This window comes from Desulfofarcimen acetoxidans DSM 771, assembly GCF_000024205.1.
GTDB classification, from domain to species: Bacteria; Bacillota; Desulfotomaculia; order Desulfotomaculales; family Desulfofarciminaceae; genus Desulfofarcimen; species Desulfofarcimen acetoxidans.
Map to the genome: position 1 here is coordinate 667,913 of NC_013216.1, position 18,809 is coordinate 686,721.

General features: G+C 43.8%; 21 protein-coding genes. 18 read left to right on the forward strand and 3 right to left on the reverse strand.

What is annotated here, in order from left to right:
- Positions 1 to 164: 164 nt before the first annotated feature.
- The 7 genes from DTOX_RS25070 (at position 165) to DTOX_RS03175 (ending at position 4,251) form a co-directional block, all read left to right on the forward strand.
- Positions 165 to 410, forward strand: a complete 246-nt coding sequence (locus DTOX_RS25070) for a hypothetical protein (RefSeq protein WP_015756278.1) — start codon at positions 165 to 167, stop codon at positions 408 to 410.
- A complete protein-coding gene (locus DTOX_RS25075; RefSeq protein WP_015756279.1) occupies positions 407 to 1,450 on the forward strand; it encodes a bifunctional GNAT family N-acetyltransferase/GrpB family protein in 1,044 nt (347 codons plus the stop codon). Before DTOX_RS25070 ends, DTOX_RS25075 begins: the two co-directional genes overlap by 4 nt.
- 77 nt (positions 1,451 to 1,527) lie before the next feature.
- Positions 1,528 to 2,322, forward strand: coding sequence for a P-loop NTPase family protein (locus DTOX_RS03160; RefSeq protein ID WP_015756280.1), 795 nt, complete (start codon positions 1,528 to 1,530; stop codon positions 2,320 to 2,322).
- Complete coding sequence (locus DTOX_RS22805) at positions 2,319 to 2,465, forward strand: hypothetical protein (protein WP_015756281.1); 147 nt, start codon at positions 2,319 to 2,321, stop codon at positions 2,463 to 2,465. Before DTOX_RS03160 ends, DTOX_RS22805 begins: the two co-directional genes overlap by 4 nt.
- Before the next feature lie 486 nt (positions 2,466 to 2,951).
- The gene (locus DTOX_RS03165; RefSeq protein WP_278184587.1) at positions 2,952 to 3,392 is read left to right on the forward strand and encodes a zinc ribbon domain-containing protein; all 441 of its coding nucleotides are present in this window, start codon (positions 2,952 to 2,954) and stop codon (positions 3,390 to 3,392) included.
- Positions 3,393 to 3,689: 297 nt separating this feature from the next.
- Complete coding sequence (locus DTOX_RS03170; RefSeq protein WP_015756267.1) at positions 3,690 to 3,950, forward strand: type II toxin-antitoxin system prevent-host-death family antitoxin; 261 nt, start codon at positions 3,690 to 3,692, stop codon at positions 3,948 to 3,950.
- Entirely contained in the window at positions 3,943 to 4,251 is a 309-nt protein-coding gene (locus DTOX_RS03175; protein WP_015756283.1) for a type II toxin-antitoxin system RelE/ParE family toxin, read from the forward strand. Before DTOX_RS03170 ends, DTOX_RS03175 begins: the two co-directional genes overlap by 8 nt.
- A 191-nt stretch (positions 4,252 to 4,442) precedes the next feature.
- On the opposite strand, the gene DTOX_RS03180 is transcribed toward DTOX_RS03175, so the two are convergent.
- The gene (locus tag DTOX_RS03180; RefSeq protein ID WP_015756284.1) at positions 4,443 to 5,024 is read right to left on the reverse strand and encodes a Uma2 family endonuclease; all 582 of its coding nucleotides are present in this window, start codon (positions 5,022 to 5,024) and stop codon (positions 4,443 to 4,445) included.
- A gap of 103 nt (positions 5,025 to 5,127) precedes the next feature.
- Between DTOX_RS03180 and DTOX_RS03185 the strand changes: the two genes are divergently transcribed.
- The 6 genes from DTOX_RS03185 (at position 5,128) to DTOX_RS03210 (ending at position 12,386) form a co-directional block, all read left to right on the forward strand.
- Entirely contained in the window at positions 5,128 to 5,490 is a 363-nt protein-coding gene (locus DTOX_RS03185; RefSeq protein ID WP_015756285.1) for an HIT family protein, read from the forward strand.
- A 275-nt stretch (positions 5,491 to 5,765) separates the two neighbouring features.
- The gene (locus DTOX_RS21250) at positions 5,766 to 7,328 is read left to right on the forward strand and encodes a methyl-accepting chemotaxis protein (protein ID WP_015756286.1); all 1,563 of its coding nucleotides are present in this window, start codon (positions 5,766 to 5,768) and stop codon (positions 7,326 to 7,328) included.
- Between the two features lie 288 nt (positions 7,329 to 7,616).
- Positions 7,617 to 8,399, forward strand: a complete 783-nt coding sequence (locus DTOX_RS03195) for a flagellar motor protein (RefSeq protein WP_015756287.1) — start codon at positions 7,617 to 7,619, stop codon at positions 8,397 to 8,399.
- Positions 8,399 to 9,226 carry an OmpA/MotB family protein gene (locus DTOX_RS03200; RefSeq protein ID WP_015756288.1) on the forward strand — a complete coding sequence of 276 codons (828 nt, stop codon included), beginning with the start codon at positions 8,399 to 8,401 and terminating at the stop codon, positions 9,224 to 9,226. Before DTOX_RS03195 ends, DTOX_RS03200 begins: the two co-directional genes overlap by 1 nt.
- A 32-nt stretch (positions 9,227 to 9,258) precedes the next feature.
- On the forward strand, positions 9,259 to 11,346 hold the full coding sequence (locus DTOX_RS03205) for a chemotaxis protein CheA (protein WP_015756289.1): 2,088 nt from the start codon (positions 9,259 to 9,261) through the stop codon (positions 11,344 to 11,346).
- Positions 11,346 to 12,386, forward strand: a complete 1,041-nt coding sequence (locus tag DTOX_RS03210) for a protein-glutamate methylesterase/protein-glutamine glutaminase (protein WP_015756290.1) — start codon at positions 11,346 to 11,348, stop codon at positions 12,384 to 12,386. Before DTOX_RS03205 ends, DTOX_RS03210 begins: the two co-directional genes overlap by 1 nt.
- 114 nt (positions 12,387 to 12,500) lie before the next feature.
- On the opposite strand, the gene DTOX_RS03215 is transcribed toward DTOX_RS03210, so the two are convergent.
- Together DTOX_RS03215 and DTOX_RS03220 are read right to left on the reverse strand one after the other, a co-directional pair.
- Entirely contained in the window at positions 12,501 to 12,719 is a 219-nt protein-coding gene (locus DTOX_RS03215) for a hypothetical protein (RefSeq protein WP_015756291.1), read from the reverse strand.
- Positions 12,720 to 12,914: 195 nt separating this feature from the next.
- Positions 12,915 to 13,913, reverse strand: coding sequence for an Rpn family recombination-promoting nuclease/putative transposase (locus DTOX_RS03220; protein WP_015756292.1), 999 nt, complete (start codon positions 13,911 to 13,913; stop codon positions 12,915 to 12,917).
- On the opposite strand from DTOX_RS03220, the gene DTOX_RS22810 reads away from it, so the two are divergent.
- The 5 genes from DTOX_RS22810 to fliB all read left to right on the forward strand — a co-directional run bounded on the left by DTOX_RS22810 (position 13,881) and on the right by fliB (position 18,807).
- Positions 13,881 to 14,096: a hypothetical protein gene (locus DTOX_RS22810; protein WP_157862837.1), complete on the forward strand. Its 216-nt coding sequence runs from the start codon at positions 13,881 to 13,883 to the stop codon at positions 14,094 to 14,096. The two genes, DTOX_RS03220 and DTOX_RS22810, sit on opposite strands and share 33 nt — an antisense overlap.
- A complete protein-coding gene (locus DTOX_RS25080) occupies positions 14,096 to 14,329 on the forward strand; it encodes a response regulator (protein ID WP_015756293.1) in 234 nt (77 codons plus the stop codon). The genes DTOX_RS22810 and DTOX_RS25080 overlap by 1 nt, the downstream gene beginning before the upstream one ends.
- A complete protein-coding gene (locus tag DTOX_RS03230; protein WP_015756294.1) occupies positions 14,302 to 14,784 on the forward strand; it encodes a CheB methylesterase domain-containing protein in 483 nt (160 codons plus the stop codon). Before DTOX_RS25080 ends, DTOX_RS03230 begins: the two co-directional genes overlap by 28 nt.
- A 178-nt stretch (positions 14,785 to 14,962) precedes the next feature.
- Positions 14,963 to 17,452: a flagellin N-terminal helical domain-containing protein gene (locus tag DTOX_RS25225; RefSeq protein ID WP_015756295.1), complete on the forward strand. Its 2,490-nt coding sequence runs from the start codon at positions 14,963 to 14,965 to the stop codon at positions 17,450 to 17,452.
- A gap of 74 nt (positions 17,453 to 17,526) precedes the next feature.
- Positions 17,527 to 18,807, forward strand: coding sequence for a flagellin lysine-N-methylase (fliB, locus tag DTOX_RS03240; RefSeq protein WP_015756296.1), 1,281 nt, complete (start codon positions 17,527 to 17,529; stop codon positions 18,805 to 18,807).
- The last annotated feature ends 2 nt before the right edge of the window (positions 18,808 to 18,809 follow it).

Genomic DNA, 18,809 nt, shown 5'->3' on the forward strand with positions numbered 1-18,809 from the left:
GGTTTGCCAATGCGCGTGTGGTGGAAGAAACGGATCAAGACACATTGGCGGGGGATTGCGAGTTTTCAAGCAAATATTATGCGTCCCGCAAAGCGAAGCGGTTTCCGCTGAGCATCGTGATGAAAGCGAGGAAGGTATGAGCAAACTTATCTTGGTAAAATCAGATGATTAACGGCAAAACATGGGCAAGTGGATTGTTGTTTTCTAATGAGAGCTTGAGGCCAGAACAGAAAATCAACATTACTCAGGGTAATGAATTGGACTTGTCGGCGTTTGCAGATGACAGTTTTGATATAACCTTGCTGTTGGGTCCTTTGCAGAAGCAGGAATGCCGCTGTGTGCTGGAAACTAAGACCATTGCAGGCTTGCGGCAGTCAGTGCAGTGGTTGAAAGAGAGGGACTGGCTATGAACATCGCATTACAACCCGCCGCCACTGTAGATGCCGAGGCTATGGCTGCCATTCAGAAAAAGGCCTTCAAGCGGCTATACGACATCTACCACGACGAGGGTAACCCATTCTTGCGCGGCGTAGACGAAATCATGCACTGGCTTGAACGCCCGAACTGGAAGGTATTTAAAATTTTTGCAGACGGCATATTGGTTGGCAGTATCGCCGCCTGCGAGCGGAATGGGCGGCCCGGCGAGTGCTATCTTGCGAGGTTGTATGTCTTGCCGGAGATGCAGGGTAAAGGTATTGCAAGCAGGGCAGTTTTACTCTGCGAGTCGAAGTTTCCGAACGCATCCCATTGGTCTTTGGATTTTCCTGCCGACCAACCCGCCAATCGGCGCTGTTATGAAAAAGCGGGATATTGGGATACCGGCGAAACACGGGAGCAAAGCGAGGGAAAAATCACACTTGCGCTCTATGAAAAACGCATCCCCGCTTTCCACGATATCAAACAGAATATGGACCACCGCGCAGCGCTGTTTCCAATTGTCCTGCGGGAGTACAACCCCGCCTATCCCAGGTGGTTCGCAGAGGAAAAGGCGAATTTGACACGGCTGGTTGGCGCTGAAAACATCGAACGCATCAGTCATTACGGCAGCACCGCCGTTCCCGGCTTACTCGCCAAGCCTACGGTGGATATTCTGCTTGAAATTAAGCCCGATACGGATATAGATAGATTGAAAGCGGCGCTGCCAGAAGGTGAATATGTATGTCTGCAGCCACCCGCACTGACAATAGACGAGCAGCCGCCTCACTTGATGATTCTCAAAGGCTACACGCCCTGCGGTTTTGCCGAAAAGGTGTTCCATATTCATGTGCGATACGCCGGGAGATGGGACGAGCTGATTTTCCGTGATTACCTTATCGCTCACCCCGGAGCAGCGGCAGAATACGCGGCGCTCAAGCGTGAATTATTTAAGCGATTTGAACTTGACCGGGATGGATATACCGAGGCCAAAAGCGCGTTTATTCGAGAAGTTACTGAGAGGGCGAAGGAGTAGCAGGAAAAGGCTGTCGCTATGCGATTTCACAATGAGTCGGACTATGTGAAAGGCATCATGATTCGGAGGGAGGCGCAATGACCTGTCTGATTTTTATTGAAGGCGTATCGGGTGTTGGAAAGTCTACCACGGCGAAGAAGCTGTGCGAAGCATTAAATGTGCGCGGTGATTCGGCGGACTGCTATTTGGAGGGCAATGTGGACAATCCTGTGGATTTATTTTGTTGTGCCTGCTTGTCAAAACCCGAGTTTACCGCGCTCTTGCAGAACTACCCAAATGAAGCAGAACACTTGCTAAAAAACAGTATCCAAGAATCCGATTATGTTCTGGTTCGCTACGCCGACACAAATGCTCCTTTTTTTGCGCCGCCGCTTTTGGACGCGCTGAAAGTACGGGAAGGATTCTATCGTCCACAGAATCCCATCACGCCGGAACAGTACACACAGGTATATACAGATTGCTGGCGGCGGTTTATTTCCCAAAACCAAGTAAAATCAGATTACATGATTTTTGACGGCAGCTTTTTGTATCACCGCGCAAACGACTTGATACAAAATTATAACGCCACGAATGGGATGATTGCCAGCCACTTGACATCATTGCTTGCGGTAATGTCACCGTATGGGCCCCTTCTGTATTATCTCTCATCAGAGGATGTAGGCGAACGGCTTGCAAAAGCAAGGGAAAGCCGAGGACAGACCTTGGCAACAGCAGAACGAATTGCATTTGAGGAGGAGCGAAAAAACCGTCAAATGCAGATATTAGGGATTCTACCCATTCAGGCGCACATCATTGATGTTTCGGATGAGAATTGGTCGGCATCTTTGAACCGGATACTGGAGATGCTCGACAAAGAGGTGATGGGCATATGAAACAGACAATCATTTACGGCACAGGAAATCCCGCTAAGCTTGCCTCCATGCGAAAGGTGCTTGCCGGGTTTGAGCTTAAAATCATTGGCGCAAAGGAAACTCACGCCGCTCTTCCCGATGACAATTCCATCAATTCAATCTAATAGACAGATTCGTTTTCGGTAAGTATTCAGTGAAGCAGCCATAAAAATTAATAATCGCAAATTAAAAATCTGATAAAAAGAAGGGACACGCATAACCCTTGATATGAAGTTAGCAGGAAAGCGCAGTGCGGGAAATCCTCACGCTGCGTTTGACGAGGCGGGGGCTGGAAACGGGACAGATGATCCGCTTGGGGGGGACACTCGCTCGAAAGGGGAGAAACAGTTTGGCCTCACAAGGTCTAGGACTCTCACCGCGCCTGTCCCCGACCCTACCTGAGAGGGCCTCGGGGTGAGATTCCCTGGGGCTACTCACCGGATACTGATAACAAACTCCAGATCAAACGCTGAGAAATGGAAGAAGCGAATTGAAAAATATCTTAATACTAAACTTAAACTCACCTTGAGTCCAACCAAAACATATGTTACTGATGTTAGAAAAAAGCCAATACACTTTCTTGGTTTCCGCTATAAAACATAACAATTGGTATCACTAGCCTTGGATTTGTCAAATGGGAAAAAGTAAATCTCAAAAATCCAAATGAAACATCATATACACCGGAAGGTAGGAAACTCTATAAAGAACGCACAAATAAAACTAAAAAGCACAACCAGCGGATGAGTCAATGGACTTTCGGTGAATTACGCAGGATGCTGGAGTATGAGTTAAAGCGTCATGGCATTAAGCTGATATCAGTGAATGAACGCGGTACTTCGGGTACTTGTCCAGCTTGTGCAGAGTATACCAAGCAAACAGGTCGCACCTATAAATGCGGCAAGTGCGGTTTCGCCGGCCCGCACCGGGATATGGTCGGTGCTTCCGGAATTCTGGATAAATCGGTTAACGGTAAATTCACCAAAGGCCGTAAGTTACCTGAGAAGGTCGAATATGCACGGTTGAAGGTGTTGGCACTGAAAAAAACTGCTTAAACGTATCTACGATGAGTAGTAGATGCCCATGGACCGGGCCAAGGCTGTGGTAACACAGTGCTGTAGCTCATGAGAGAGTGTAAGACCTTGCTTTGCCAGGGCAGTTCTCAATGAAATGAGAAACCTTACGGGTAGAAGCCTCCGGGCTCGTCCCGGAGGATGTTCACAATTAATCCCCTCGCCTAATATATATCATTGTATCATTAATAACGTTAACATTAAGTTGATTATTGGATAATATCCTTGATTGCGTGGTATAATTATGGTATAATAATACCACTGAGAGGAGTTGGTTTTATGCCAAAAATAATCCCTATTCGAGACTTGAAAAATACAAGTGAAATCTCTCAAATGTGTCAGGAGGCATCTGAACCAATATATATTACCAAAAATGGTTATGGCGATATGGTCATCATGAGCGTAAAAATGTACGAAGAAAAATTGTATATGTTGGATATATATAATAAACTGGCTGCCGCCGAAACGCAAATAGCTGAAGGAAAGGTGCTTGAAGGGGATTCTTCTTTGAAAAGTATAAGAGAAAAATACAATGTATAAGTTAGTTGTTTCGGAACTTGCCCATGAGGATTTGGACAATATCGTAGCGTATATTGCTGTCGAGCTTGCAAACCCCATAGTTGCTGCAAATTTCCTTGATGAGGTTGAAAAATACTATGGCTATTTGAAAAATAATCCGTTTATGTATGAACGGTGTCATAATGCTCACCTGGAAAAGGAAACCTACCGAAAGGCAACCATTAAAAACTATGTGCTGGTTTATAAGGTTGATGAACCAAATAGAGTGGTTATCATTTATCGCTTTTTTTATGGTGCTCAGGACTATGTAAAACTAATATAGAGAATAAATCGAAGTGATATGTATGGTTAGCTGCCATTATATTGTTGTTGTTCATAAAATCCATTCTTAACATGCAATTAAATAAAAGATTGATTATGGCGTTTTTTTGATCAAGCATTCCAAAATCATATATGATTAATAAAGACACAAGTTATTGTCAACAGACCGGAAATCTTCTGTCTTTAGCTTTTTCAATCAAATATGCTGTTTAAGCTGATATATAACTCTCCCAAGGTTTCCACCTTGGCTTGCTCATTATCCTTAAATACTATGGCTTCCCCATATTCATCATTTTCCATCAGTCTGTAAACTAAAATTTCTTTGCGGATATAGTTTACTATCCAGTATTCCTTGACCATATGCTTCTCATACAAATGCAGTTTTTTAACATAGTCTCTTGAAGGTGAAGAGGGAGAAACGATTTCAATAATTAAATCAGGTGATCCTGTACAAAATTTTTCAGTTATTATTGAACTATCGCAAACAACAAAAATATCCGGCTGTACTATTGTATTTGCATGATTTACATCTTGATTGTTTTCCGGCAATAACACATCTAACGGTGAAATAAAAACTTCACAAGTATTGTTTGTTGCTTTTATATAATTTGCAATCAGATTATATAATTTACCGGCTGTCCTTTGATGCTGTATTGAAGGTGAAGGTGTCATATATAGTATTCCTTCTATTACTTCGCACCTGGTATCCTGCGGCAGTTGCATATAATCCTCGTATGTATAATGCTTGTCTCTTTGCCCTAAAGGGTAAGACATTTCATACTCCTCCTCTTGAACATAATATAATATTACCATTATAGGGAACATTGAGCAATGTAATTAAGTCTCTCACAAATTTTTAAATTGAAGGCGGGATAATATGGACTGTGCTTTTTGTAATGTTAAAGAAAATATATTGCAAAACGAGTTGGCCTTTGCTATTTATGATAAATATCCTGTAACCAGTGGACATATGTTGTTGATCCCCTTTCGTCATTTCTCCGGTTATTTTGAAGCCACATTAGAAGAAAGAGAGGCATTGCACGGCTTGTTGTCGGTATGCAAAGAATTCTTGGATGCAAAATACCGGCCTGACGGGTATAACATTGGTGTTAATTGTGGTGCGGCAGCCGGCCAAACTATCTGGCACATGCATATGCATTTAATCCCGCGCTACTTTGGCGATATTGAAAATCCGGCAGGTGGGGTAAGAGGAGTTATTCCTGATAAGAGGATCTATTGAAGAATATGAATGGTAAATGAATAACAAATAGTTTTTAAACAGCCTGATGTTACTTGTCTTTTTGGCAGTGCATCCGGCTGTTTTTATTTAAAAAAATCTGTATTAAGGAATTATTTATACTGTTTTTTCTAAAAAAATTGAACTATTCTGAAAAAGGTATTGCAAAAATGATGTTGAAATAAATAACTGTACATAGCAATTCTTAGAAAATAATTCCGAGAGGAGGCAATCAGGTACATTATATAATTCTAATAACATGCGAGGGAGATTGTTAAATGAGACTAAGATTGGGAGCAAAAATCGGAGCCGGTTTTGCAGTAGTATTAGTTTTAACAGTTATAGTTTCTGTCATATCAGCTATTGAATTTGAGAAAATCAATAATAGCTACAGCGAAGTGCCGATTGTTTTGAAGAGGGTTCTGGCTGCTGAACAAATCAAATATAATGTAGCCATGCAGTCAGCCACTATTAGAGCATACTTTGCTTATCATGATATAAAGTTTATGGATCAATGCAACCAATATGGTGAGGAAAACGTCAGAATTGAGCAGCAGCTTATTAGAGAAGCCAGGTATGAGGAAAACCGCCGCGCCGGCGAAGAGATGCTGCGGCTGAGCACTGAATATAATAATATTATTAAAGATACCGCCAGGTTGTTTGACCAGGGTAAAATAGCCGAGGGTACGGCTCAAGCTGTTGATAAAGGTGTGCCAATATCAAAGGCATTAACAGAAAAGGTTACTGAATATACTGTAAGGAGAGAGGAAGAAATATCGAAATCTTCTCAAACGGTTGCGGATATTAGCGGCGAAGCGAAAAACACAGTCTTTATCATATCTATTCTCGTCTTTTTATGTGGGATTGCAGTCAGCTGTTTTGTAACCAGGATGATTACTAAACCTATAAAACTGCTTACAAACAGCGCGATAATAACTTCAAAGGGTGACCTCACAGCACGTGTGCAAAATATTAAAGGCGGGGATGAGATAGCCGAATTGGCTGCGGCAGTGAACGAAATATCGGAAGCCATGCGGCAGTTTATGCTGAAAATAAAGAACAATGCTGCCAGGCTGGCTGGCCACAGCGAGGAGCTCATGGCAGTCGGTGAGGAAGCCAGTGCCACAATTGAAGAGATATCCGGTACTGCTCAAGGCATGGCGGCGTTATCAGAGGAAAGCACCGCGGGTGCGGAAACTGCTGCTGAGGGTGCCGAGTATGTTAAACAGGCAGCCTATGAGGGTAACAGATCTGTGCAGGATGCCGTAGTCAAAATGGGTAAGATTCAAGAAGATACCCGCGATTTGCTTATAACCGTTAAAGAGCTGGGAAATCGTTCACAGCAGATTGGCCAGGTGATCGAAGTCATTTCCGGCATAGCCGGCCAGACTAATCTTTTGGCCTTAAATGCGGCTATTGAAGCAGCCCGCGCCGGTGAGCAGGGACGTGGCTTTGCCGTGGTAGCCGAGGAAGTGCGCAAGCTGGCGGAGCAATCAGCGGAATCTGCCAAACAGATAGCGGGAATAATCGAAATGATTCAAAATGATATGCAAAAGGCCAATCACAAGATGGATTTGGGGGCAATAGAAGTCGAAGAAGGTGTTAAAATAGCCAACCGGGCCGGGGTCGCTCTGAATAGAATTATAGAATTGATTGAGCAAAGTGTGGAATCGATTAAACAGATTGCTGAAGGGTCCAAGCAGTCCAGTGAAGGGACGCAGCAGCTATCATCGGCAACTCAACAGGTTTCATCTACAGTACAGCAGCAGGCGGCAGCCGCACAGGAGTTGGCCGGAATGGCAGATGAACTGCGGGATATGCTCAGTGGATTTAAGCTATAGAGAAAAAATGCATGCCTGGTTTACCGGCATGCATTTTTTCTCTTCCTATGGATATGTCCTTAACTGCACAAAAATAACATCTATAATAAATGACGTAAGTTTGCTCTCCTGTACTAATAATTCTTTGACTAAAATTTCAGTATAATTTAAAATTATAACAGTATTTACTATGTAAATTAATAAAAGGACCTATTTTTCTTCTTATTATTGCAGGAAGTTTATGACTGGAGGCGAAATTAATTTAGTAATCCCAATTACAGCAGGTTTTGCGAGGGGAATGATTTTAGGATGGATTTAGCGGTATTGATAGGCGTTGTGGGAGGATTGCTTTCCCTCGTTTTGGGTTTTATGTGGGAAGGCGGGCACGTAGGCTCGTTAATTCAAAAAACTGCGGCTTTGATTGTTTTCGGCGGCACTTTTGGGGCTACTGTGGCCTGTTTCTCCGTTCAAGATTTAAAGGTAATCCCACAGATATTGAAAAACGCCTTAACCGTGAAACTTCCGGAGGAAAGTGAAATTATTGACCAGATAGTTGATTTGGCTGATCAGGCCAGGCGGGAAGGTTTATTGTACTTAGAGGATCAAATTAGTTCGATGGATAATGAGTTTTTAAAAAAAGGTATTCAACTGGTTATTGACGGTACTGAAGCAGAGTTGGTACGCAATATCATGGAAACAGAAATTATTTCTTTAGAGGAGCGCAATGAGGTGGGGGCAAGCTTTTTTGAAGCTGCCGGTGGCTTTGCTCCCACTATGGGAATTATTGGAACTGTAATGGGTCTGGTGCATGTTTTAGGAAACATGGATGATCCGACGACTTTAGGTCCCAAGATTGCCGTGGCTTTTATTGCAACTCTTTACGGTGTTGCCAGTGCCAATGTTCTTTATTTGCCGTTGGGGGCAAAGATAAAAAATGTAAGCAAAAAAGAAGTTATAATTAAAGAACTGGTAATGGAAGGTGTCATAGCGCTGCAGGGAGGTAATAACCCGCTGCTGATTAGAGAGAGGTTAAACGCCTATTTGAACCCTAATAAGAGACCGCCCGGCAATAAACCCTATGAGGAGGATTAATGAGCAGGAAAAGAAAAGGTAAAGCTGAGAAAGAAAACGGTGAGCGCTGGCTGATAACTTATTCTGATTTAATAACCCTCTTAATGATATTTTTTATAATAATGTTTGCCATGAGCGAAATAAGCAACCAGAAATTTGTCGCCATGGCCAGCAGCCTGAGTATTGCTCTGGGGGGGTCGGAACATATTCTGCCGGGTGCCGGTCCTTCCGCTATTGAAAGCAATCCGTCGCCTCCGATACAAGTGCAGCAGATACAAAAAGAAGCGGAGCAGTTAAAGGAACTGCAGAAAGAATTGCATGATCTTATTGAGAAAAAAAATTTGACCGGTCATATACTGGTTTCTATTGAGGAACGGGGACTTGTGGTAAGCTTTCTCGACCCGGTGCTGTTTCCTTTAGGATCGGCGCAGCTTACTCCCAAGGCCAAGAATATTGTACAGGAAGTGGGACAGATCCTTTTAAAATCAGACAACTATATAAGAATCGAAGGTCATACGGACGATATACCGATAAATACGGCTATCTACCCATCCAATTGGGAGTTGTCCGCTGCCAGGGCTACCAGTGTAGTGCAGGAATTAATCAAAACCATGTCCTTTCCCCCCGAGCGCCTTGCCGCCACAGGTTATGGTGAATATCGCCCTCGTGTGCCCAATGATTCTATGGATCACAAACAAATGAACAGGCGGGTGGATATAGTGGTGGTGCGGAGCAAATATGAACAGTCTGAGCCTATGATTTTGCAAACTGAAGATCAGAAATCAGAAGGAAATACAACTGATACCCTGATTCCGCAAATGCAGAGGCAGGATAATAAATCTCTCTGAAGTTTAATCATAGTTAAAGGAGGTGGATAATAGTGTTTTCATTCTCAAACGAAGAAATAGCTGTTTTTTTGGATGAATTGGATGAAAAAATACAAATACTTGACGAAAACATTTTGCTACTGGAACGGGAAGGGGAAAACCCTGTCGTAATGCAGGAGATTTTTCGTGCGGCTCATACAATTAAGGGTTCCTCAGGTGTCATGGGATTTGAGAAAATGGCAAATCTCACTCACGAGATGGAAAACCTGTTTGATGAATTGCGGCAGGGGCGTATGGGTGTTTCCGATTTCTTAATAGATTTGCTTTTTGAGACCCTGGATACCTTAAGGCTTTTGCGTGATGAAGTGGTCGGAGAGGTATCTGAGGTTGCGGAAACAGAAGGAATAATAACTAAATTGAGGGACATCAGAACAGGCAATGCAGCTAATATGGAGGAAACAGAGAAATTAAACGAGCCGCGAATAAATGAGGAACACGGCGACGCGAACTCGCTTCAACTTGAAGAAGACGAATATTATAATAAAATACATCTGGAAGATGTGGATGAAATCACGGTTCGTGAAGCTGAATTAAAGGGTTTTCGTACTTATCAGCTGTTTGTTCAACTGGATTACGACACTCAAATGAAATCAGTACGGGCTTATCTGATATTTGAAACGTTGCAGAAAATCGGGGATATTATTAAATGCGATCCTGAAGTGGAAAAGATCCAGGAAGGCGAATTTGAAAATGACTTCCAGATTATCTTGATTACCAGAGAAGATGTTGACAGTCTGAGAAATGTGCTTTTGAGTATTGCGGAGGTCAGGGAAGTAAAGGTTAAGCCATTAGTGCTGCCTGCTGAAGAAGAAGTGGAATTAGTTGTGGAAGAACATAAAGCCAGACTTGAAGAAAATAGTAAGACAGATTCCGCGGAGAAAGAAAAGAAGGGTATTCAAACTGTTCGGGTGGATGTGCAGAAACTGGATAACTTAATGAATCTGGTAGGAGAGTTGGTTATTGATCGCACCAGATTGGATAAATTTGCTGAGATTTTTGAAACAAAATACGGGTCGGACGCCCTGGTAGAAGTGATTAGCGAGATATCCAATCACCTGGGGCAGGTAACAGGTGATTTGCAGGAAGAGATCATGAAGGCCAGGATGCTTCCGGTCGCTCATGTTTTCAATCGTTTTCCCAGGATGGTGCGGGATGTTGCCCATAAACTCGGCAAAGAAGTTGACTTTATCGTGGAAGGCCACGAAACTGAATTGGACAGGAATGTTATTGAGATAATCGGCGATCCTCTCATCCACCTGATCAGGAATGCCGTGGATCACGGTTTGGAAACTTCTGAGGAGCGTATCAGGCTTGGCAAGCCGGTGCAGGGCAAGTTGATCCTGAAGGCGTCTTATCAAGAAAGCCAGATTCTGATTACTGTGGAAGATGACGGCCGGGGAATGGACCCCAATGTAATTCGTCAGAAATCCATAGAAAAAGACATTTTAGATTATGATACCGCAAATCGCATGAGCGAACGCGATATACTTAACCTGTCATTTATGGCCGGATTTTCCACTGCCGATGCTGTCAGTGATTTATCCGGGCGCGGTGTAGGTTTGGATGTGGTTCGTACTCAAATCGAGAATATTAACGGCATGGTGGAGCTCAGCAGTACACCAGGTAAAGGAACCAAATTCACTATTAAGCTTCCTTTGACGCTGGCTATTATCAGGACATTAATGGTGGCACTGGATCGTCAGGTTTATGCTTTCCCGCTTACTAATGTAGTAGAGACTTTGAGCTTAGGCCAGGAAGAAATTAAGTTGATTAGAAACACAGAAGTTATAATTGTCAGGGGAGATATTTTGCCTTTGCTTCGTCTTGATGTCTTTTTTCAAGCGAGCAACACGCCTGAAAATAAGATTTATGTGGTTGTGCTGGGTGTCGGGTCAAGAAGGATAGGTGTGGCTGTTGACCGGCTGCTGGGTGAGCAGGAGATTGTTATTAAATCTCTGGGCAGTTATCTGGGACAGGTGCGCGGCTTATCCGGTGCGGCTATTCTTGGAGACGGGCAGCTTGCCCTGATTATTGACGTTCGTGGACTGGTTAAAGAATTAAGCAGTGAGGATTTAGTCTAATGGCAAAAATAAAGGTTCTGATAGTTGATGATTCCGCGCTGATCCGAAATTTAATCAGCCGCCTGTTGGAAGAGCAGGGTGAATTTCAGGTTATCGGGACGGCACGCAACGGCAAAGAGGCTTTGGAGCGTATTCCTCAGCTGAAGCCTGATGTTGTGACTATGGATGTGGAAATGCCTGAAATGGACGGGTTAGCGGCACTCAGGCGTCTGATGCGCCAGAACCCGGTTCCGGTAGTTATGTTGAGCGCCCATACCTTTGCCGGGGCCAAGGCGACTATTGACGCTCTGGCCTACGGTGCGGTGGATTTTGTCGCAAAGCCTTCCAAATCTTCTGAACTCGGCAAGATGGTTTCTGATTTGGCGGTAAAGCTGAAGATAGCGGCTAAGGTTGCCATGAAGAGAATGACCGGGCGGCCGGTGGTTTCCAGGGTGACCAGGCCGGCGACGGCATCACGCTCGGGCAAAACAGATCTGTTGGTTATAGGTTCTTCTACCGGCGGGCCGGCCGCGCTGCAGACCCTGGTGCCGGCACTGCCCAAGGATTTTCCGTCTGCCGTGGTTCTGGTACAGCATTTTCCGGTTGGTTTCAGCCAGGCCCTGGCTGAAAGCCTGGGCCGGAGATGCCGGCTTACAGTGAGTCATGCCGTTCACGGGGAAGCTGTGCGGCCGGGTCATGTTTTGGTGGCGCCTGCCGGTATGGAATTTACTTTTCAGGGCAGGCCGGGATCTGTCACAGTAAATCTAAGCCACGGCAAAGCTCCTGTGTCGCTGGGCAGTTTTCGCCCTTCCGTGGATGTGGTTATGACATCGGCAGCCAGGACGTACGGGGACAGGGTAATGGGAGTTTTATTGACCGGTATGGGGAGAGACGGGGCCCAGGGTATGCTGGAGATTAAAAAGGTTAGAGGCAGAACTATTGCTCAGGATGAAAGCACCTGTGTTGTTTTCGGAATGCCCAAGGAAGCTATTAAGTTAGGTGCGGCGGATAAAGTAAGTCCCTTGCCGGAAATTCCGGCGGATATTCTGAATATGCTGTAAAGATAACTCAAGCCTGAACCGTACGGTTCAGGCTTGAGTTATCTTTACAATAAAAACCAAGTTTGGCGATATATTTTACTAAATGTAGGTATTTATGGGTTTAGAGTTTTGTCCCTACATCCAACGCTCTGCTGCTTTTAGGACTGGCTCGAAACGTTTTTTATCAATAACAACCTCACATTTCAATGCATTGAGAATCTCCACCAATTGAGATGAAGGTTGCGTAATACTCAACCAGGAACGATTTGTCTGTTGAATGGCAAGACGGTTAATCAGGCATTCCTTTAAAAGACCAAAAACTTCTTCAGTAGAATAACCCAGGTGTGTTTCCATTTCAGCTTCAAATATTTTCTGTAATGTGTCTTTAAACAGGTTTTTGTTGATTCCCCAATTGTTTTACTTCTTATGTCTTGCATAAGTGGCTAACTGCTTTATTGGTAAGTCTAGCCATTTACACAAACATTAAGACATCCACATGAGCATTGGGTACCTGTTGAACTGAGCGAATCCATTAACCGGGCCTCACTTTTAATTTAACTCATTTTTTAGCTTTTGGACAATGTTCTTGTCCAAGCCTGTTATTTCTACAATATCATCAATAGAAAATCCCTTCTTCAAGGCCACTCTAGCCGTATCTATCGCCTTTCGCAGTTCACCTTCCTTTAAGCCTTCCGCTTTGCCTTTTTCTACTCCTCTGGCCTCCGCCTGCTGCTGCATCTCATCCAGGGTTACCTCAAGGTTCATAATCATAAACTCCACCTCCGATTGGTTGGTTTCCTCCATTATTCGGTCGATTTCCTTTTGCAGTTGGCCCGACATTTTCGGTTTGATGACATTTTTGAGCCAGACAATGAATTGCCGGAATTCATCCGGGGTCAGTTTCCTCAACACCCTGATTGATTTCCGCAGACGACTGATCAGTTCCTTATGGGTCATTGTCTGATCCAGGAGAAACACACTGGAAATCAAGTTCGCCATTTCGTACAGTTCTTGATCGCTGTACCCGTTAACGTCAAAAAGTATATAGCTGAAATCCAGCACTCGCCTCCCGAACTTTTCGTGGTCAGCCAACATTTCCCGGAAATTCATCTTAGCAGACCAACTGTTCTTACCGTTGTAAAGTACAGCCGGTACTATTGCGGGTAAACGGAAACCTTTGCGCTCCCTTTCTTCTTTCGGAGTGTTATTGTAAGTTTCCCGCCATATCTGCACCATATATTGCAGCAGGCGGAAGGGCATCAGAAAATCCACAGTGGATTGTAGTTCCAGAAGTATGTAGAATATGACATCCCTTTCCTTCATCCGCAGCCTATATACCACGTCTGCCTCTTTTTCACTGAAATCTTCCAACACGTATGACTTATCAACCAGGATCAATCTGTCTTCATCTATTTCATTCACCCACTCCTCCTGCACAAAGGTTCTGATCAACTCCAGGAATGTCTTTTTGTTGGTGAGTAGCTGTTTATAGCCTTTGTCATGAGGGTGGTGTGGATGTTTTGTGTCAGTTTGACCATTTTCCGTCATGGGATCACTCCCTTCGTAATTATTATATCACAGACTGCCCTGGATGGTCATTGGATCATAAAAACATTGATCTTCCTGTTATTTATCCTGTTCGGTGCGGCTATTCTTGGAGACGGGCAGCTTGCCTTGATTGTTGACGTTCGTGGACTGGTCAAAGAATTAAGCAGTGAGGATTTAGTCTAATGACAAAAATAAAGGTTCTGGTAGTTGATGATTCCGCGCTGATCCGTAATTTAATCAGCCGCCTGTTGGAAGAGCAGGGTGAATTTCAGGTTATCGGGACGGCACGCAACGGTAAAGAGGCTTTGGAGCGTATTCCCCAGTTAAAGCCTGATGTTGTGACTATGGATGTAGAAATGCCTGAAATGGATGGGTTAGTCCGGCTGCCGTGGTTCTGGTGCAGCGTTTTCCGGTAGGTTTCAGCCAGGCTCTGGCCGAAAGCCTGGGCCGGAAATGCCGGCTTACAGTGAGTCATGCCGTTCACGGGGAAGCTGTGCGGCCGGGTCATGTTTTGGTGGCCCCTGCCGGTATGGAATTTACTTTTCAGGGCAGGCCGGGATCTGTCACAGTAAATCTAAGCCACGGCAAAGCTCCTGTGTCGCTGGGCAGTTTTCGCCCTTCCGTGGATGTGGTTATGACATCGGCAGCCAGGACGTACGGGGACAGGGTAATGGGAGTTTTATTGACCGGTATGGGGAGAGACGGGGCCCAGGGTATGCTGGAGATTAAAAAGGTTAGAGGCAGAACTATTGCTCAGGATGAAAGCACCTGTGTTGTTTTCGGAATGCCCAAGGAAGCTATTAAGTTAGGTGCGGCGGATAAAGTAAGTCCCTTGCCGGAAATTCCGGCGGATATTTTGAATATGCTGTAAAGATAACTCAAGCCTGAACCGTACGGTTCAGGCTTTTTATTTTGGCTAAAAGATAAAAATTCTATACTGTCACTAAAGTTAAATAAAAACCTGTCGATAATATGATTAAGAAGCTAAGTTGGTAGCTTTCTTAAATGGCATGGATGCCAAAATTATTTTTCAGGGAGGAATGCATAGTATGATTATTAACCACAATATTGCGGCGCTTAACACTTATCGCCAGATGTCTGCAGCAAGTAGTTTATCTCAGAAGAATATGTCCAGGTTGTCATCCGGTTTGCGTATCAACAGTGCATCTGACGATGCTGCCGGTCTGTCGATTTCAGAGAAAATGCGCGCTCAAATCAGAGGTTTAGACCAGGCCAGTAAGAATGCCCAGGACGGTATTTCCCTCTTACAAACAGCTGAGGGTGGATTAACCGAGGTTCATAGCATTTTAGACCGTATGAAGGAATTGGCTACTCAGTCAGCTAACGATACTAACACAGATAAAGACCGTGTTGCGCTTCAGAATGAAATGAACCAGCTGACCTCTGAAATTAACCGTATTGGTAATACTACTGAGTTTAACGACACAAAGGTGCTTAATGGTGGCGGAACTGATCCGACGGCAGCTGTAAAGGTTTCAGGGAATGGTTTGACGGTACCTGGTATGAGTGGCGGTGAGGGTGCGGCAGAACAATTAGCGAGTGCTGATATTACGTTTGTCACCCCAACTACTGCCGGTGACTATAAGGACAAATCCTTTACTATCACAATAGGCACAAGAACACTTACTGTTAATACTACTGCTAAGAATACCGGTGCTGTGGGAGTAACCGCTTCGTCATCTGGTGATACAATTACACTTGCGACCTCTAATGATGGTACTAACTATACAACTGGTAAAGATGTTGCAGCTGCTTTAAAAGATGAAATTAGTAGAATAATCTCTGCAGATAGCAATTTAAAAGGTAATTATACTGCTGCAGCAGATGTTACGGGTAAACTTACGATCTCGACTACAGCACTTACTATGGATGAAAACGGAAAACTACAGGGTATTGGTACTTCAGGTAAGGTTTCACTTGACAAAGGAACACTAGTAGTAACGGAATTTTCAGCTATTAGTAATACTGGTGCAATCGGTAAAAATGCTACTTCGGTAATAGATTTTTCGAATGCAACTACCAAAGATTTGGTTGGTTCCGGTATCGTAATTAACGGTAAGAAAGTAGACTTCTATGATAGTGCGGACGGTAAGTATACGGGAAGTGCGGATTTTGCTATTGACTTAAATGTTGCAAGGAACCCAGAGCAAATTGTGGATAGAATTGTTGATGCTTTGTCAGGAAAAAGCGCTACTCCTGTTAAGGCTGCTACAGGTACCTTAAATTACAATGTAGATAACAGTGCTATAGATAATGTGTTTATTACTAAATCCGGAACAGACAAACTATTGATAACTGCTAAAACTGCTGGCGTTAGCGGCAATGACTATCAGATTGGCAATAATGCAGCGGTGACTGTTACCAATACTTACCAAAACGATAAGGTATCTGATGAAGGTGTTGTTTCTGCCAGGGGCTTGGCTGATGGGGAACATAAGATAGTAATAGAAAATAAGGGTAAAACCGCAACTGTCAGCAAGACGGACGGTGGTATTGATGATAATGATTCCTTGACAATAGATGGTGATGCAGCCCTTGAGAATGGAAAGTATAGATTAATAAGTACTGGAACAGTTAATACACCTGCTCTTGAAAAACTAAATGCAGATGGATCATGGACAACACTTGATGATGCAGCAAATGCTGCTGTAGTAGTAAATGGTGGTGCTACATTTACAGTAAATGGTGCCGACGTAACAATACACCTTGCTGATTATGCTCTTACCGATTTTAATACCACTGCAGGAGCAGACTATGTAGAATTTAGTGTCAGTACAAAATATGAAGCAAAACTATATGAGGCAGGGAGTGTTGACAAAAACGGTAACCCTGTTGCAGGTTTAGAAGTTAATGTAGCTAACGGGCAAAGTTCTGTCAAATTAAATGCGCATGATGGTGTAGGTGAAGTTGTAGTTAATATTGGAACATTTGACCCAAGTAAGTTTGATACCTTAAACGATACAATTACCTGGTCCTTTGAAACAAAATCTCAAACAGAAACCAGTTCCGAAGTAGTCGGCGGTACATTCACAACTAAGCTGCAAATCGGAGCCAGTACTGGTCAGGGCTTCCAAATTGATATTACAGATATGCGTGCTCGGGCCCTGGGTGTCTCCGGATCAACTGCCGGCGGAAATGCTGCCGATGTAAAGGGAGCTAAATATAGATCAATGCAAGAAGTTACTAATGGTACTGACAATACCGGTATTGAATATGCACTGGATATATCCACTCACGATACGGCAACCGCGGCATTAACGGTAATAGATAATGCTATTGCGGCAGTATCTAAACAGCGCTCACAGATAGGTGCTTATCAAAACCGTTTGGATCACACTATTAATAACCTGAATGCTTCTTCTCAGAACTTGACTACAGCTGAATCCAACATTCGTGACGTAAATATGGCTAAAGAGATGATGGAATTCACTAAGAATAATATTTTGAGTCAGGCCGGTCAGGCCATGCTGGCTCAAGCCAACCAGCAGCCCCAGCAAGTACTTCAACTCCTCAGGTAATTTGACTTAACTGGAAAGCCAACCGCTTACGGTTGGCTTTCTTTCTCAATATGATATGGGAAGGAGGGATTAATATGCCGGGCAAACATTTTCTTGTTCCGGATTATGTCCTTAACTTTCAATGCGAGTGTTGTACCGAGTGCTGCAAACGCTGGAGCATCATTATAGATAAGCACACAGTAAAGAAATACGAGCAGTTGGCTGCTCGGGATAAGGAACTGTCCGCCATGCTGCCCGAAAGCTTGAAGATAGACAAGAGCGGCAAAGCGTCTGTCCGGCTGAAAAACAGGATCAAGAGCCTGCATGTAGAAAAGAAGGGTGCGGAAAGGGAAGAAATTGATGCTGCGGTCTGCCCCTTTTTGGACGGACAAGGGTTATGCGCTATACAGAGGAAACATGGAATCGAAGCCTTATCCGACACCTGCAAAATATTTCCTCGCAATATTTTCCTGACCGAGCGTGGGTATGAAATATCTCTTACCTATGCCTGCCCGGCTGCTGCCAAAACGCTAAAGAATAAAAATATAGTGGAGTTTTACCAGGATCCGGAGGGGTTTGACTTCCCCGATTTGCACGGGCAGTACGGTAAAATAGGGAGCTTGCTGGAAAGGAAAAAGGCAGGTAAAGGCAATTATTATGAGGCGGAAGAATTGCTTATAGATATAATGCAATACCGGGAGATGGATATAGATACCAGACTCACCCTCAGCGGTATGATAGTAAATAAGCTTAAGGACGGTGATCTTTCCGGTATCAGAAGGTATTTGGTAAATCTGGACGGAAGCCTTATCAGACAGCTGCAATCATTGCCCGGCCAGCCCGTATACATGTTGAAGCTGATTAAGGAAGCTGTGGACAGGAGATTGCTCAGCCGGATCACCGAAAAAAACATGGCCGGCCTGTTAAATATAGCCTATAATGAGCTAAGGTTTTTGGATAAGTCTGTTATTACCGGTGATAAGGTGCAGAAGTTGCTGGATGGCTACAATAAGCATTACCTGCCTTATGAAAACGGCATCCGTCATATTTATGAAAACTATTTCGTAAATTTTATCTTCTCCAAGAAGTATTACACGCATAAGTACATTGATGCCTATTTTTTGATGATATTCTTTTATATACTCATCCGGTTTTTCGGTGTATGTGCTTGTTTATCTGAAGAGCGCAATTTGGATGAAGGTATGGTTGTTAAGGTAATCAGCGCTATAGAACGCTCGATAGGCCACAGCCAATCATTTTACGAGAGTATACTGCAGTTGGTTAAAAAGGGCGATTACCATCGGCTGCCCTATGTAATTTCGTTGATTAATTTGAATTATCAGCCAATCGCCCTGGATAAGGCGGAAAACGGATAACG